We start from the raw sequence: 15,231 nt of genomic DNA, 5'->3' as shown, positions 1-15,231 counted from the left end.
CGCCGGCGCCCGCCCGGGGCCGAGGCCCGGGCGGGCGTCCCGGCGGGCCGGGAGCGGGGCGGCTCAGGAGGAGAGCCGGCGCATCAGCCGGACGCCCTGCGCCGCCGTCAGGTGCGGCAGGTAGGCCTTCCCTATCGCCCGGGTGATGCTGGGCAGCGCCGCCGGGTCGGGGTACGCCATGTACAGCGGCCGGTACTCCGGCTGGAACTTCGCCTTGAAGGCCAGCAGCGAGCGGAACCCGTAGACCGGCTCCAGGACCCGGCCCATCCAGTCCAGCGTGCGCTGCAGCCCGTTGGGCGGCGCGTCCTGCCCGGAGCGGGCCAGCGGCGCGCCGGAGAGCGAGACGAAGCGCGCGCCCTCCTCCTTGAAGCCGAGCGCGGCCGAGGCGATCAGGAACTCCGTCACCCCCCGGAAGCCGTCCGAGCGGCGGCGCATGAAGTCCAGCGTCCAGCCGACCGGCACCCCGTCCTCGTAGACCGGCATCCAGCTGGTCAGCCCGTGCACGACGCGGTCGCCGTCGACGGCGACCAGCAGCCGGACCGCCGGGTCGTCCAGCTCCTCCAGGCCGCCGAGGGTGAAGCCCATCTCGGGCAGGCCCTTCTCGGAGACCCACTCCTCCGAGATCGAGCGGATCTGGTCGCGCAGGGCGAGCGGCGCGTCGTGGTAGGCCCACCACTCGGCGGTGATGCCCTGCTTGCCCGCCTTGTTGAGGGCGGTCCGGATGTCCTGCCACTTGCGGCCGGTGAAGGCCAGTCCGGGCAGGGCGACCACGGTGTCCTCCGCCACCTGGAGCGAGCGCCAGCCGAGCTGCCCGGCGGCGTCGCTGGTCTCCGGGGTGACGCTGTAGAAGCAGGGCGTCCAGCCGCGGGTGTCGCAGTACCGGGCGAAGCCGGCCACCGCCCGGCGTCGGGCCTCCGGCTCGCCGAACGGGTCGCCGGTGGTCAGCGCCACGGTGGAGAGCACCCGGTAGGCGACGGCGGCCCGGCCCTCCTCGTCGAACCAGTAGTGGTTGCCGTCCCAGGTGGTGATGAAGGACAGCGTGCCGCCGCCGTGCGCGGTGAGCAGCGCGCGGGCGCGGGCGGCGTCCTCGGCGTCGGCGTGCACCACCGGGCGGCGGAAGGCGACCAGCAGGGCGGTCAGCGCGACCACCCAGAACGCCAGGCCGCAGTACGTCTCCAGGAGGCGGGCCGGCGGGCCGACCGCTATCGGGTAGTCGGGCAGCAGGTCGTTGTAGGCGGGCGGCAGGAACTGCGCCGGCAGTCCGGCGACCAGGCCGCCCACCCCGGCGCGGGGGTCGAACTCGCCGGCCACCAGCCGGCCGAACCCCACGTACGCGGCCGCCGCGGCCAGCGCCGCCCCGCCGGTGACGAGGGCGAGCCGGCGCAGCACCGCGGCCGGCAGCCGCAGCCCGAACCGGTGCCGGGTGGCCAGCAGCAGGCCGGTGGTGAGCAGCGGCAGCAGCAGCGCCTCGACGAAGTACTGCACCACGTCGCCGGCGCCGGTGCCGGTGCCGGCGAACAGCCAGAGCAGCAGCGCCGCCCAGAGCAGTTCGGTGGCGACGGTGATCCGCCAGGCCAGCCGCAGGCCGCGGCGCAGGCCCTCGGCGAGGACCAGCAGCAGGGCCGGGAAGAGCGCGGCCATCAGCCGCGCCGGGGTGTCGAATATCCGCTCGACGGCGTGCGCGCGGGCGCAGTCGTGGGCGGACATCGCGCAGAAGTCGGCGACCTCGTCCGGGGAGAGCCGGTGCGAGAAGTACAGCTCGGAGAAGGTGTTGAAGGGCCCCGCCGCGTTGTCGTACAGCGAGGCGACCAGCGGCCCGAGGGCGGCGGCCACCAGGCAGAGCGCGACCAGCACCCGGGTCTCGGTGTGCGAGGAGCGGTGCGGGCGCAGCTGCCATCGGCGCCGGGCGAGCAGCGCGCCGATGCCGAGGCCGAGCAGCGCGCCGGCGCAGCGCTGGACGCTCTGCAGGTGGCCGACGTACAGCGTCATCACCAGCGGGACGAGCACCACCAGCAGGTGCAGCCGGCGGCGCCAGAGCACGGTGAGCCGGTAGCCGAGCACGCCGGCCAGCGCGAACAGGCCGACGACCGGGCCGGTCGCGGTCTGGTCGGCGACGGCGAGGGTCCACTGCTCGCCGGCCCGTGAGCCGAAGGCGACCAGTCCGGTTCCGAGCAGGGTGCCCAGCACCTGCCCGCCGACCAGCACCAGGAGGGTCCGGCGCCGGCCGAGCCGGCTCTCGGCGGCCGGGCCGACCAGGAGCAGCAGCAGGCTGGTGAAGACGTACGAGCCCGCGCTGGAGCACCAGAGCAGCGAGGTGAACGGCGTCCACCAGCGGCCCTCGCCGAGGGTGGGCAGGCCGACGCCGATCTGGGCCAGCAGGCCCCGGGAGGGGCCGCCGGCCAGGCTGCCGGTGGCGGCGCCGACCGTCCAGAGCAGGCCGAGCAGCGCCAGGGTCAGCGGCGCGGCGCGCAGCCGGTCGGCGATCCCGGTGACGGCCTGCCGCCCGGGCTGGGGGGCCGGCTCGGGGGCGGTCGCCACCGGTACCGGCCCGGGGCCGTGGTCGTGCGCGCGTTCACGCTCGCGCTCGCGTTCCCGTTCGCGTTCCCGTTCGCGGGCGGCGACGACCGCCGGAGCCGCGCTGAGCCGGATCACCGGATCAATCCCGTCTGTTGGGCCAGCCACGGCAGTTGGTCGACGATTCCGGGCCGGAACACCACCCAGCCGTGCCCACCCGGCATCAGATCGAACCTCGCCTTCATCCCGGCGTCGAGCGCCGCCTGGTAGACCTTCTCCTGCTGCGGGCGGAACTCGCCGTCGGTGCGGCCGACGACGATCGCCGCCGCCGTGTCCGGGAACCGCTTGCGCCGCATCACCTGCAGCGGGTCGATCGCGTCGAACTTGGCGTGGTCACCGCCGAAGGCGGCGGCGACGGTCTGCTCCCGGGTACCCAGGGTGGGTTCCTCCTGCCCGGACATGTCGAGGAACGACCCGTAGACGTCGGGGGCGTTGACGGCCATCTGGAGCGCGCAGGTGCCGCCCATCGAGGCGCCGCCGATGGACCAGGAGCCCCGGCCCTTGGCGGCCTGGAGGTGCTGGTGCACCCAGTTCGGCACGTCCTCGGCCAGGTAGGTCTGCACGTTGCCGAGCTTGGAGTCCATGCAGAGCGTGTTGTTCCAGATCGACCCGAGCTGGTCGGGCATCACCACGATCGGGGCCAGGCCGTCGTGCTCGGCGGCGAAGGCGTCCAGCGCCTCGTTCACCTGGCCGCCGAGCACCCAGTCGCCCGGGTTGCCGGGCTGGCCGGTGACCAGGACCACCACCGGCAGCAGCGGGCGCGGGCTGGCCTGGTAGGCGGGCGGCAGGTAGATGTACGCGTCGCGGGCCTTGAAGCCGGACTTTCCGCCCGGTATCGGCTCGATCGAGACGGTGCCCTTGGCGGGCAGCCCGGGCGGCGCCTGCCAGACGTCGGCGAGCACCTTGCCGGGGGGCGGGCTCACCGTCCGGGCGTCGAAGCCGGTGGTGAGGCCCTGGGTCTTGGAGAGCCAGGGCGCGAGCATGACCCGGCCGCTGGGGTACTGGCCGAACCCGCGGTTGACCTGGGAGGAGGCCATCAGCAGCACCAGCGCTCCGGCGGCGACCGCCAGCAGCTTGCCGCGCCGGCCGAGCCGGGGCATCCGGAAGCCGGCCAGGCAGAGTCCGAGGAGCGCGACGGCGATCCACCAGGTGACGTAGCGGGGCAGGCCCTCCGGGAAGGGGTGCCACCAGTCGTCCACGACGACGTCCAGCACCAGGCTGAGCGCGGCGGCGCTGAACAGCGCGGCGGGCAGCCGGCGGTTCCACCAGCTCCGGCCGCGGGCGAGCGCGAGCAGGAGCAACGAGCCCCAGCCGGCGGCGAGCACGGCGAGCGGGATCGGGCCGTGCGTCAGCGGCCAGTCGATCGGGTTCCATTGGACGGCGAGCGTGGCGGTGGTCATGTACGTGTCCCCGGCCGGGTGGTGTCGGCCAGGAATCCGTAGGCGACCACGTTTCCCTGGTAGCCGTGTTCCTCGCTGTACCCGCCGCCGCACGTGATCACCCGGAGCTGGGCGTCGGCGGCCTGGCGGTACACCCGGTCGTCCGGGAAGTCCTTTCGGTCGTGCACTTCGATGGCGTAGAGCTGGTAGACGGCGGTCGCGCCGTCCTCGCGGGCGATCTCGATCCGGTCGCCGCGGTGCAGCGCGCCCAGATGATAGAAGACGGCGGGCCCGCTCTGGTTGTCGACGTGCCCCGCGAGGATCGCGGTGCCGCGCTGACCGGGGGTGGCGCCGCCGCGGTACCAGCCGGCGAGGTTGCGGTCGGCCGCCGGGGGCGTCTGGAGGCGGCCGTCGCCGTCCAGTCCGAGTCCGGTGACGGGGGCGTCGAGCTTGACGGCGGGGATCCTGATCCGGGTCGGGGCGGAGGGGCCGAGCGGGGGGACGACGGAGACCGGGGCGAAGCCGGAGAGGGACTGTCCCGCACCGGGGGCCGGAGGCAGTGCGGCGTGGCCCCCGTCGTTCAGCAGCCAGGCCCCGAGGACGATCGCGGCGCCGACCGCCAGGGTACCCGGCCACGGGCTCCTGCTCTGCTGGGCGCCCACCCGGCGCTCCCCTCTGCTGACAGCTCGATCGTTCCTGAGAGTTTCCTGGGAACAATTCAACCGGATTGGACCTTAAGGCACGTCCATACGATGGTCCTATCGACACCCCCCGATCGGCAGGGCTACCGGCCCGATCCGTGCTCCGGGTAGGGGGGCGAACACGGGGAGAGACCGGATCCCGCCGGACGGACCGCCCCCGAGTCCACCTGCATGACCATCGACAATCTCGGACACCTGTCCGGTTGCACCAATCGGGCGATCAGTTGCGACCGTTCGTGGTGGATCACCGACCGATCGTGTCCGCATGCCATGCTGACCCCGTTCACAGGCCTATCACCGCACTTGTCCGACCGGGCGCCTCCGGTCCGCCGCACGCCCCACGAACGGAGTGACCATGGACGCTCTCTCCCGCCGCACCCTACTGGCCGCCGGAGCCGCGACCGCAGCCGCCCTCACGGCCGGCTGCGGCACCAAGGGCGGGGCCGGCGGAGCGCAGGCGGCGACCCCGGAACCGGCCCCGGCCAGCCCCGCGGCGGACCACGCCGGCCCGGGCTCCGCGCCCCCGAAGGCCCCCGTCACGCTGATCGGCGACGGCTCCACCTCGGACACCGGTGCGCAGCCGAACCAGCCCGCCGTCGAGCCGCTGAAGCTCGGCGAGCGCCCGCCGCAGTTCGTGGTCTTCTCCTGGGACGGCGCCGGCGAACTGGACAACGGCCTGTTCCGCCGGTTCCGCCGGCTGGCGCAGGAGCACAACGCGTCGATGACCTTCTTCCTGAGCGGCCTCTACCTGCTGCCCGAGGCCAAGAAGGACCTCTACCGTCCGCCGCAGCACAAGGTCGGCGCCTCCGACATCGGCTACCTGTCGGACCAGCACATCCACGACACCCTGGAGAACCTGCACGCGGCCTGGCTGGAGGGGCACGAGATCGGCACCCACTTCAACGGGCACTTCTGCGGCGCCACCGGCGTCGGGCAGTGGTCGCCGCAGGAGTGGGACAGCGAGATCCAGCAGGCGATGGACTTCGTCACCAACTGGAAGACCACCACCGGCTTCACCGACCTGCCGGCGCTGCCCTTCGACTACCGCAAGGAGCTGATCGGCAGCCGCACCCCGTGCCTGGAGGGCCAGCGCAACCTGCTGCCGACCGCCGTCAAGCGCGGCTGGCGCTACGACAGCAGCGGCAACGGGACGCAGGTCTGGCCGCAGAAGATCCAGGGCGGGGCGCTCTGGGACCTCCCGCTGCAGTCCATCCCCTTCCCCGGGCACACCTTCCAGGTGCTGTCGATGGACTACAACATCATGTTCAACCAGTCCGGCAGCAACACCAAGGCCGACCCCTCGCTGCACGCCGCGTACCAGACCCAGGCCAGGGACTCCTACCTGATGGGCTTCGAGCGCGCCTACAACGGCAACCGGGCGCCGTTCGTCATCGGCAACCACTTCGAGCAGTGGAACGGCGGCATCTACATGAACGCCGTCGAGGACGCGCTCAAGGAGATCGCCGGAAAGCCCGGGGTGCGGCTGGTCTCGTTCCGCCAGCTGGTCGACTGGCTGGACGCCCAGGACCCGGCGGTGCTCCGCAAGCTGCAGGGCCTCGCCGTCGGCCAGGCGCCGACCGGCGGCTGGGAGACCTTCCTCGGCTCCCCCGCGCCGGCCGGTGCCGCCGCCGGCTGACGCTACGCCGTCCTCCGGACCCGGCCGCCGAGCAGCGCGCCCACCAGCGCCACGCCCGTCATGGTCAGGAAGATCACGGTGAACGCGCCGACCGAACCGGAGCCCTCGGCGCCCGCGTGGGCGGCGGCCACCGAGCCGCCGCCCAGCGCCGAGAAGAGCACCCCGGACAGCCCCACCAGCAGGACGTTGCCGAGCGCGTCGCTCATCTGTAGCGAGGCGGAGTTGGCCCCGGCGTCCTCGGGCGTCGACAGCTTCATCATCAGCACGCTGACGCTCGCCACCGTCAGCCCCATCCCGATCCCGCCGACACCCCAGGCCGCCGCCGCCACCCAGGCCGGCACCGCCGGGACCAGCACCAGCGCCGCCCCCGCGATCGCCACCGCCGTCAGCAGGAAGCCCCAGCGGATCATCGCCTCCCGGTACGGCTCCGCGCCCGGCCGGCCCTGCAGCCAGGAGCCGAGCGCCCAGGAGAGACCGCCGCTGGTCAGGGTCAGACCGGCCAGCGTCGGCGACAGGCCGCGCTGGGTCACCATCATCAGCGGGATGAACGCCTCCGCCGCGAAGAACGCCCCGGCGGCCACGCCGCGCAGCAGGATCACCGTCGGCAGCCCGCGCGCGGCCCGCAGCGTCCCGGCGGGCAGCAGCCCCAGGACGGCGGGCACCAGCAGCGCCACCCCCGCGAACGCCGGGAGCAGCCCGATCAGGTCCAACCGCTGGCCGGCGTACTGCAGCAGACCGGCGCCCAGCGCCGCCATCGCCGCCAACCTGCTCCGGCGGCGGTCGAACTCCGCGCCCTTCAGCACCGGCTGCTCGCGCTCGGAGCGGCGCAGCGCCGGCCCCATCACCGCGAGCGGCAGCAGGATCAGCACCGGGACGGCGAGGAACACCCAGCGCCAGCCCAGGTGGTCGGTGACGGCGCCGGAGACCACCGGGCCGACGATCGAGGGCAGCACCCAGGCCGAGGAGAAGGCCGCGAACACCGACGGCCGCAGCCGCTCCGGGTAGGCCCGGCCGACCACCACGTACAGCGCGACGATCACCAGCCCGCCGCCCAGGCCCTGGATCGCCCGGCCGGCCACGAAGACCCACATGCCGGGCGCCGCCCCGGCCACCACCAGACCGGCCCCGAACACCGCGATGCCGGTGAACAGGGGTCGCAGCGGACCCCGCCGGTCGCACCACTGGCCGGAGACCACCAGGGCGAACAGCGTGGTGGTGAAGTACCCGGAGAAGGCGAAGGCGTACAGCGGGAGCCCGTCCAGCTGGCGGGCCGCCACCGGCATCGCGGTGTTGACGGCGGTCGCCTCGAAGGCGAGCAGCAGGACCACCGAGACGATCCCCAGGGTCAGCGCCCGGTAGCGGCCGGTGAGCACGCCGCCACCGGGGTCGGTCTCGTCGGGGGGTGTCGGGCCGGAGTCGACCGAGGTGGCGGAGGCTGTGGTCATGGGTCATATCGTAAGGCCCGTAGGGCACCATGACCCCTGACCGGTGGACCGGTTCCGCGTGGTCCGCAGGGCCTAGGACCCGGGGCCCCGGCCCGTGGGGCGACCCGCTCAGTGCAGCACCTTGAGGCCCACCACGCCGGAGACGATCAGCAGCAGGCAGCCGATCCGCGCCGCGGTGACCGCGTCCCCCAGGACGGCCATGCCGTAGAGCGCCGTACCGACCGCGCCGATGCCGACCCAGACCGCGTAGCCGGTGCCGATCGGGATGGAGCGCATCGCGTACGCCAGACCGCCCATGCTGAGCGCCAGCGCGACGGCGAAGACCACGGTGGGGACGAGCCGGGAGAAGCCCTTGGACGAGTCCAGGGCCACCGCCCAGACGGTCTCCAGGACACCGGAGACGATGAGAACGAGCCATGCCATGACGAGGGACCTCCGCAGTCAGCAGCGGCCGGGTTGCCGCTGTGCTGCGCCGTCTTGTCGTCACCGGGTACGACGCGCTCGTCCGGAGCGGCCGGAGTCCGGCCACCTGCTTTCGACGGTAGCACGACCCGCCACACAGAATTTACACAAGGACGTTGACGGGCCGCCCGCCATTCCGCGAAGATGAATTCACCAACATGGCGAACGACGACAGGAGTCGGCAATGGACAGGAAGACGGTGGCCCTTCTCGCGCCCCGCGCCTGTGCCGCGGCTCCCCGGTGTTGTCGCGCCTGTCGCTGTTGCCGCCACGCCTGAGCGCATCTGCGGAACAGCTCCTCCCCACGGCCGTGTGCCCGAGTGGTTTAGGGAACCGCCTGCAAAGCGGTTTACACGGGTTCGATTCCCGTCATGGCCTCCACCGAAATGAATGCGCCGGTCCGCGAAGAATTCGCGGACCGGCTGTTCGGCGTTCTCCCGGCCGGATATTCCGGGCCCCCGGAATACCGTCGGGAATTCATCCCGGCGGCGGGGCGGGTGCCCCGCCCCCCGGTCAGCCGGCGACGGCGTCCTCGGGCCGGATCGGCAGCCGCCCGACGGGGAGGCCGGTCGCGGCCCGGACGGCGGCGGCCACGGCGGCCGGGGCGACCACCGCGGGGGCCGCGCTGACCGCCTTGGCACCGAAGGTGGCGACCACGTCGCGCTCCTCGACCAGGGCGGCGATGCGGACCTCCGGGGTGTCCAGGGCGGTCGGCAGCCGGTAGCCGGTGAGCGAGGGGTTCAGCAGCAGGCCGCCCTCGGTGCGCAGGTCCTCCAGCAGCGCCAGCCCCACGCCCTGGGCCACGCCCGCCTCGATCCGGTCCTCGATCTGACGCGGGTTGAGCGCCCGGCCGACGTCCTGGGCCACCGTCACGTCCACCACCCGGACCGCGCCCAGCTCGATGTCCACGTCCACCACCGCGCGCATCGCGCAGAACGCGATGGAGACGAAGGCGTCACCGTGCCCGGCGTCGTCCAGCGGCTCGGTCGGGTGCGGGCGGCACTGCGCGGTCGCCCAGAGCTCCTTGCCCTCCAGCGCCTCGGCGACCGGCATACCGAGCACGCCGTCGTAGGAGGTGATCTTTCCGTCGGAGATCTGCAGCAGCTCGACCGACATCCCGAAGTCGGCGGCGATCGGCTGGAGCAACTGGTGGCGGACCATCAGCGCGGCCCGCTCGACCGCGCCGCCGGAGACCCAGGTGTGCCGGCCCCGGGCGGCGGGCCCGGCGATCGACTGGTCGCTGTCGGCCGGTGCGATGTAGACCTCGTTGATCCCCAGCACCGACTGCACGATCTGCCGCGCCAGGGTGGCGAAGCCCTGCCCGGAGTCGACGGCGGCGCAGATCACCGTGGCGTGGTCGCCGCTGACCCGCACCGTCGCGGTGGAGACCTCGTCCTCGCCCTCGGCGCCCAGCATGTGCACCATGCCGACCGCGTAGCCGATGCCGCGGCGCACCGCCGCCGGGTCGCCGGCCCCGCCGGGCCCGCCCGGCAGCAGCCACTCGGCGTCCGGGTCGTCCACCGGCAGCGGGGGCAGCGGCTCCTCGGCGACCGCGTCCAGCAGCGCGGCCACCGGCGCGGGGCAGGTGACGGCCTGTCCGGTGGGCATCGGGTCTCCGGTCGCCATCGCGTTACGCCGACGGATCTCCACCGGGTCCACGCCGACCCGGGCCGCCAGCTGGTCCAGCTGCGACTCGTAGGCGAAGCAGGCCTGCAGGGCGCCCTCGCCGCGCATCCGGCCGGCCGGCGGGTTGTTGGTGCGCACCGCCCAGGCGTCCACGAAGACGTTCGGGCAGACGTAGGGCCCGACCGAGAAGGCGGTGGCGGCGGCCAGCGCCTCGGCCGAGACGTCCGCGTAGGCGCCGCCGTCCAGCAGGATCTGCGCCTCCACCTTGACCAGCTTGCCCTCGGCGTCGGCGTGGTGGCGGTAGCGCAGCAGCGCCGGGTGGCGGGAGGTGTGGGTGTGGAACGACTCCTCGCGGGTGAGGGTCATCTTCACCGGGCGGCCGGTGCGAAGCGCCAGCAGCGCCAGGGTCACCTGGAAGGAGAGGTCCTCGCGGTCCGAGGTGGCGCCGGGCACGCCGGTGACCACCAGTCGGACCCGGTCCGGCTCCAGGCCGAGGCAGGCGGCGGTGCGGTCGCGGTCGCCGTGCGGGTCGGTGGACGACAGGTGCAGTTCGACGCCGCCGTCCGGGCGCGGCACGGCCAGACCGGCCTCCGCGCCGAGCGGCGCCGGGTCCTGGCGGCCGACCTGGTAGAGGCCCTCGACGATGACCTCGCCGGCCGCGTCCGGGTCCCCGGTGCGCAGCGGCAGGTGCCGGAAGAGGTTGCCGTCCGGGTGCAGCGGGCCGGCGGTGAAGGCCTGCTCGGGATCGGTCACCGCCTCCAGCGGCTCGTACTCGACGGTGATCAGACCGACCGCCAGCCGGGCGGTGTCCGGGTGGTCGGCGGCGACCGCGGCGACCGGCTCGCCGTGGTGGCGCACCACACCGGCGGCCAGCACCGGCCGGTCCGCGACGATCGGCCCGGCCGGGGCGCCGTCGGGGGTGCCGTCCGGCCCGGGCGGCAGGTCGGCGGAGGTGACCACCGCGTGCACGCCCGGCAGCGCGAGCGCGGCCGAGGTGTCGATGCCCCTGATCCGGGCGTGCGGGTGCGGGGAGCGCAGCACCGCGCCCCAGAGCAGGCCCTCGGCCCAGAGGTCGGCGGCGTACGGGTAGATGCCGAGTGCCTTCGGCAGGGCGTCGCTGCGCAGCGGGGAGCTGCCCAGCCCGAACGGCTCCCGTGCGCCGCCCTCGTCGCCGTCCTGCTGGGGTGCTGCGCCGATGTCGGTAGGCGACGTCATGATGCGTGGTCGTCCTCGGGGAGCCGGATGCCGTGGGCGGGGGTGGCACCGTACGGGACGCCGGCGGGGGCGACGCCCTCGACCGGGACCCCGTGCGGGGGCGTGTGCGCGTACGGCGTGCCGTGGGCGGGCGTGCCGTCGTACCCGGCCCCGTTCGGGGCCGTGCCGTCGAACCCGCCGCCGGGGGCCGGGATGCCGTGCGCCGGGGTCTGCTCGTAGACCGGGCCGTCGTACGGGGAGGCGTCGTAGCCGGACTGCTGCGGGTAGCCCCCGTCCGGGTAGCCGCCGGGCAGGTAGCCACCGGGTGCGGGGGCGCCCTGGTAGGGCTGCTGCTCGGGGTAGCCCTGCGGCGGGTAGTAGCCCTGCCCCTCGCCGGCCGCCTGGGCGGGGATGCCGGTGACGGGGGTGAGCACCGCGGTGTCGTACACGCCGGTGTCGTAGCCGCCGTGGCCGTCGGGGCTGCCGTAGGGCACGCCCGGGCCCGCCCCGCCGGTGGCCGGGGCCTCCTCGACGGGCGGCTGCGGGGCGTGCGACTGCGAGCCGTGCGACTGCGGGACGTGCTCGATCCAGGCGTCGGCGTCGGTGTAGACCGGCAGGTCGGCGGCCCGGGCGGCCGGCTCGGGCGCCGGTGCCCCGCCCGCGGGGGCGTCGCCGGCGGGCGCGGCCGCTCCGGCGGCCGCCGCGTGGGCCTCCTCCGCCTCCTCGGCCTCCAGGGCGCGGGCGTCGGCGACGGACTGCACCGCGGCCAGCACGCCCCGGTAGCCGGTGCAGCGGCAGAGGTTGCCGCAGAGCGCCTGGCGGGCCTCGACCTCGGTGGGCCGGTGGTTGCGCTGGAGCAGGTCGTGCACGGCCATCGCCATGCCGGGCGTGCAGTAGCCGCACTGCACCGCGCCGGACTCGGCCAGCGCCTGCTGGACCTCGCTGGCGCCGCCGCCGGCCGAGAGGCCCTCGACGGTGTTGATCTCGCTGTCCGCGGCCAGCGCGGCGGGCACCAGGCAGCCGGCCACCAGCTGGCCGTCCACCTGGACCGAGCAGGCGCCGCACTCGCCCTGCTCGCAGCCGTCCTTGGCGCCGGCCAGCCCGAGCCGCTCGCGCAGCACGTACAGCAGGCTCTCGCCGATCCAGGCGTCGGTGACGGGCCGTTCGAAACCGTTGACCCGCAGGGTGTACGAGGCGCAGGGGCGCAGCTCGCGGCTGACCTGCGGCGCGTGGTCGAACGGGCCGGCGTCGAGGGTTCCGATGGGGTCAGTGGTCACTTCAGCGCCCTTCCCAGTGCCCGGCGGGCCAGCACCGATACGGTACGCCGCAGCCGAACGGCGGCCGCGCTCGGCCCCTCGGTCACGGCCTCCCAGGCGCCCTCGGCGCCGTAGCTGTCGGGTACGCACGCGGCGGCCACGTACTCGCCGAAGGCGGCCGTCGCGGTGGGGTCGATCTCGCGGCTGCCGTCCCAGTCGATGCAGCCGGCCACCCAGGCCTCGGCCTCCAGCGGGCGCAGCGGCACCGGGGCGACGGCTCCGACGGCGCAGCGCACGGCGCGCCGGGCGGGGTCGAGGACGAGCGCGACGGAGGCGGTGGCGCGGGCCGGGCCGCTGCGGCCGGTGGCCTTGAGGAAGACCTGCGGGGCGTGCAGCAGCGGGACGCGCACCCAGGTGAGCAGCTCACCGGGGCGCAGCGGGTCGAGGCCGGTGAGCAGGTGGCTGACCGGGACCTCGCGGGTGGCGCCGGCCCGGGCGAGGGTCGCGGTGGCCTCCAGCGCGGCCAGCACCGGGAGGGTGTCGCCGGCCGGCGCGGCGGTGACGATGTTGCCGCCGAGGGTGCCGACGTTGCGCACCTGCGGGGGCCCCGCGGTCCGGGCCGCGTCGGCCAGGGCGGGGATGAGGGCCGCGAAGTCGGGGCGGTCCATCCGGGCGTGGGTGAGCCCGGCGCCGAGCACGGCGGTGCCGCCGTCCTCGTAGCGCCAGCCGCGCAGCTCGGTGATCCGGCCGAGGCCGATCAGGGCCGCGGGGCGCAACCGCCCGGCGTTGACGGCCTCCATCAGGTCGGTGGCGCCGGCCACCGGCACCGCGGCCGGGGTGGCGGCCAGCGCGTCGACGGCCTCGTCGAGGGAGGCCGGCAGCATGATCGTCCGGTTCACCTGGGTCCCACCGTGCTCCACTTGCTCATCGATCGCCTGCCGCCCGCGGCCCTCGGCCGGGGTGTCCGCGTCGGCAGCCCGGCCTGGCCCGTAGGGTACGGGCGATCGGGCCGGGTTGGGCAACTCTGGCACACAATGCTCGATGATCATTTCGGGACGGGCGAACGGAACTGCCCGATTGGGACGCATACCGGGCGGTATCTGCTCCGGCCCGAAACCGGACCGGAGCAGATGTTCATCTGTTCTTGACGTCGGATGACCACTCAGAAGTTCCCGGTCGCCATGGAGCCCGGTGGCCGATCGTGGTCAGACCGCCGGCGGCGCACCCTCGATCGGACGGCCGGCCACCCCGGGCCGGCGCTGCCAGGGGTGCGGCCCGTCGACCGGGCGGTACTCGACGCCGAGCGCGTCCAGCACGGCCCGGTGCGACTCCATCCGCCGCTCGAAGCCCGCGTAGTCGCGCTCGGCCGGGTCGGCGGGCAGCGCGGACCAGGCCACCTCCGAGAAGGCCGCGAGCCGGGGGAAGGCCCGGTAGTCGATGTCCCGGGCGCTGTCCATGAACTCGCTCCACAGGTTGGCCTGGGTGCCGATCACCCGGCGGGCCGCGGCTTCGTCGAGCTGCGACGGCACCGGCTCGAAGCGGTACACGTCCTCCAGGGTGCGGACGAAGCCGACCGGGACCGGCTCGTCCTCGCCCGGGGCCTGCCGGTGGTCCAGGTACACGTGCTGCTCGGGGCACATCACCACGTCGTGCCCGGCCTGCGCGGCGGCGATCCCGCCCCCGTAGCCGCGCCAGGAGGAGACCGCCGCACCGGGTGCCAGCCCGCCCTCCAGGATCTCGTCCCAGCCGATCAGCCGGCGCCCGCGCTCGGCCAGCCAGCGGTCGAAGTGCCGGATCACCCAGCTCTGCAGCTCGTCCTCGTTGCTCAGCCCGAGCTCCTGGATCCGCTCCTGGGCCGCGGCACTGTCCTTCCACTGCTCCTTCGGGCACTCGTCGCCGCCCAGGTGGACGAACTCCGACGGGAAGAGCTCCAGGACCTCCTCCAGCACCCCCTCGAAGAAGCGGACGGTGGCCTCGGAGGGGTTGAGCACGTTGTGACTCACGCCCCAGTCCGTCCACACCCCGAGGGCGGCGGTGTCCACCACGTCGGTGTTGCCCAGTTCGGGGTAGGCGGAGATCGCGGCCTGGGAGTGACCCGGAAGGTCGATCTCCGGGACGACGGTGATCGCCCGTTCGGCGGCGTACGCGACGATCTCGCGCAGGTCGTCCTGGGTGTAGAAGCCGCCGTGCGGGCGGTCGTCGCGGCGCTGGGCGGAGCGGTAGCCGACCATCGAGCGCTCCCGCCAGGAGGCCAGCTCGGTGAGCTTCGGGTAGCGCTTGATCTCCACCCGCCAGCCCTGGTCGTCGGTCAGGTGCAGGTGGAGCACGTTGAGCTTGTGCGCGGAGAGCTGGTCGATGAAGCGCAGCACGTCGGACTTGGGCAGGAAGTGTCGGGCGACGTCCAGCAGCGCGCCGCGCCAGCCGAAGCGGGGGGCGTCCTCGATGTCGACGCCGGGCAGCACCCAGCCGGTGTCGCGCAGCGGCGCCCGGCGGTAGGCGTCCGGGCCGAGCAGGCGGCGCAGGGTCTGCGCGCCCCAGAGCGCGCCGGCCGGGCCGCCGGCGGTGACCACGGCGCGGCCGGGGCGCACCGAGAGCCGGTACGCCTCACCGGCCAGCGCCGCGTCGTGGACCAGTTCGATGCCCTCGCCGGGCCGCCCGGGACCGAGCGGCAGTCCGGTGGCGGCGGTCAGCGCGGTGCGCAGCCACCGCTCGGCCCCGGACAGCTCCGGCGGCGCGGTCAGGGTGGTGGAGCGGTCGAGGGGGAAGTCCTGGTCCTGGAGGCGGACGGAACTCAAGGGGGCGGGAATGAGGTCCATTCCGCCATCCTGCCCCCGGCCCGGTCAATTGGCATAGACCACTTTGCACAATGCCGCACAGTGCAAAACGGCACCGTGCGGAACAGCGCAGTGCGGAACAGCGCAGTGCGGAACAGCGCAGTGCGGACGGGTCGGCGCCGTCC

The 15,231-nt window shown here is 74.3% G+C and carries 10 protein-coding genes, 1 tRNA gene and 1 riboswitch; of the genes, 2 read left to right on the top strand and 9 right to left on the bottom strand.

Annotation, left to right across the window (positions count from 1 at the left end; all coding sequences use genetic code 11):
• Window positions 1-63: 63 nt before the first annotated feature.
• The 3 genes from ACZ34W_RS21505 to ACZ34W_RS21495 are packed head-to-tail and all read right to left on the bottom strand — an operon-like array spanning window position 64 to window position 4,615.
• On the bottom strand, window positions 64-2,652 hold the full coding sequence (locus tag ACZ34W_RS21505) for a bifunctional lysylphosphatidylglycerol flippase/synthetase MprF (RefSeq protein WP_465606238.1): 2,589 nt from the start codon (window positions 2,650-2,652) through the stop codon (window positions 64-66).
• Window positions 2,649-3,974, bottom strand: coding sequence for an alpha/beta hydrolase (locus ACZ34W_RS21500; protein ID WP_329487868.1), 1,326 nt, complete (start codon window positions 3,972-3,974; stop codon window positions 2,649-2,651). Before ACZ34W_RS21500 ends, ACZ34W_RS21505 begins: the two co-directional genes overlap by 4 nt.
• Window positions 3,971-4,615: a class F sortase gene (locus ACZ34W_RS21495; RefSeq protein WP_329487869.1), complete on the bottom strand. Its 645-nt coding sequence runs from the start codon at window positions 4,613-4,615 to the stop codon at window positions 3,971-3,973. Before ACZ34W_RS21495 ends, ACZ34W_RS21500 begins: the two co-directional genes overlap by 4 nt.
• 394 nt (window positions 4,616-5,009) lie before the next feature.
• On the opposite strand from ACZ34W_RS21495, the gene ACZ34W_RS21490 reads away from it, so the two are divergent.
• A complete protein-coding gene (locus ACZ34W_RS21490; protein WP_329487870.1) occupies window positions 5,010-6,290 on the top strand; it encodes a polysaccharide deacetylase family protein in 1,281 nt (426 codons plus the stop codon).
• Window positions 6,291-6,292: 2 nt separating this feature from the next.
• On the opposite strand, the gene ACZ34W_RS21485 is transcribed toward ACZ34W_RS21490, so the two are convergent.
• Both ACZ34W_RS21485 and ACZ34W_RS21480 read right to left on the bottom strand, forming a co-directional pair.
• Window positions 6,293-7,735 carry an MFS transporter gene (locus ACZ34W_RS21485; protein ID WP_465606235.1) on the bottom strand — a complete coding sequence of 481 codons (1,443 nt, stop codon included), beginning with the start codon at window positions 7,733-7,735 and terminating at the stop codon, window positions 6,293-6,295.
• Window positions 7,736-7,843: 108 nt separating this feature from the next.
• Window positions 7,844-8,158: a DMT family transporter gene (locus tag ACZ34W_RS21480; protein WP_329487872.1), complete on the bottom strand. Its 315-nt coding sequence runs from the start codon at window positions 8,156-8,158 to the stop codon at window positions 7,844-7,846.
• Window positions 8,159-8,201: 43 nt separating this feature from the next.
• A riboswitch (guanidine-III (ykkC-III) riboswitch) is annotated at window positions 8,202-8,267 on the bottom strand.
• Window positions 8,268-8,502: 235 nt separating this feature from the next.
• Between ACZ34W_RS21480 and ACZ34W_RS21475 the strand changes: the two genes are divergently transcribed.
• Window positions 8,503-8,577: transfer RNA gene (locus ACZ34W_RS21475), tRNA-Cys, on the top strand.
• Window positions 8,578-8,709: 132 nt separating this feature from the next.
• On the opposite strand, the gene ACZ34W_RS21470 is transcribed toward ACZ34W_RS21475, so the two are convergent.
• From ACZ34W_RS21470 to ACZ34W_RS21455, 4 genes are all read right to left on the bottom strand, one after another.
• Complete coding sequence (locus ACZ34W_RS21470; protein WP_465606233.1) at window positions 8,710-11,037, bottom strand: xanthine dehydrogenase family protein molybdopterin-binding subunit; 2,328 nt, start codon at window positions 11,035-11,037, stop codon at window positions 8,710-8,712.
• Complete coding sequence (locus ACZ34W_RS21465) at window positions 11,034-12,293, bottom strand: (2Fe-2S)-binding protein (protein ID WP_465606231.1); 1,260 nt, start codon at window positions 12,291-12,293, stop codon at window positions 11,034-11,036. Before ACZ34W_RS21465 ends, ACZ34W_RS21470 begins: the two co-directional genes overlap by 4 nt.
• On the bottom strand, window positions 12,290-13,156 hold the full coding sequence (locus ACZ34W_RS21460; RefSeq protein WP_329492115.1) for an FAD binding domain-containing protein: 867 nt from the start codon (window positions 13,154-13,156) through the stop codon (window positions 12,290-12,292). The genes ACZ34W_RS21465 and ACZ34W_RS21460 overlap by 4 nt, the downstream gene beginning before the upstream one ends.
• Before the next feature lie 321 nt (window positions 13,157-13,477).
• The gene (locus ACZ34W_RS21455; RefSeq protein ID WP_465606229.1) at window positions 13,478-15,088 is read right to left on the bottom strand and encodes a beta-N-acetylhexosaminidase; all 1,611 of its coding nucleotides are present in this window, start codon (window positions 15,086-15,088) and stop codon (window positions 13,478-13,480) included.
• Window positions 15,089-15,231: the final 143 nt, after the last annotated feature.

It is taken from the genome of Kitasatospora sp. NPDC022856 (assembly GCF_055561235.1).
This window is presented reverse-complemented; position numbering and strand designations above follow the sequence as displayed.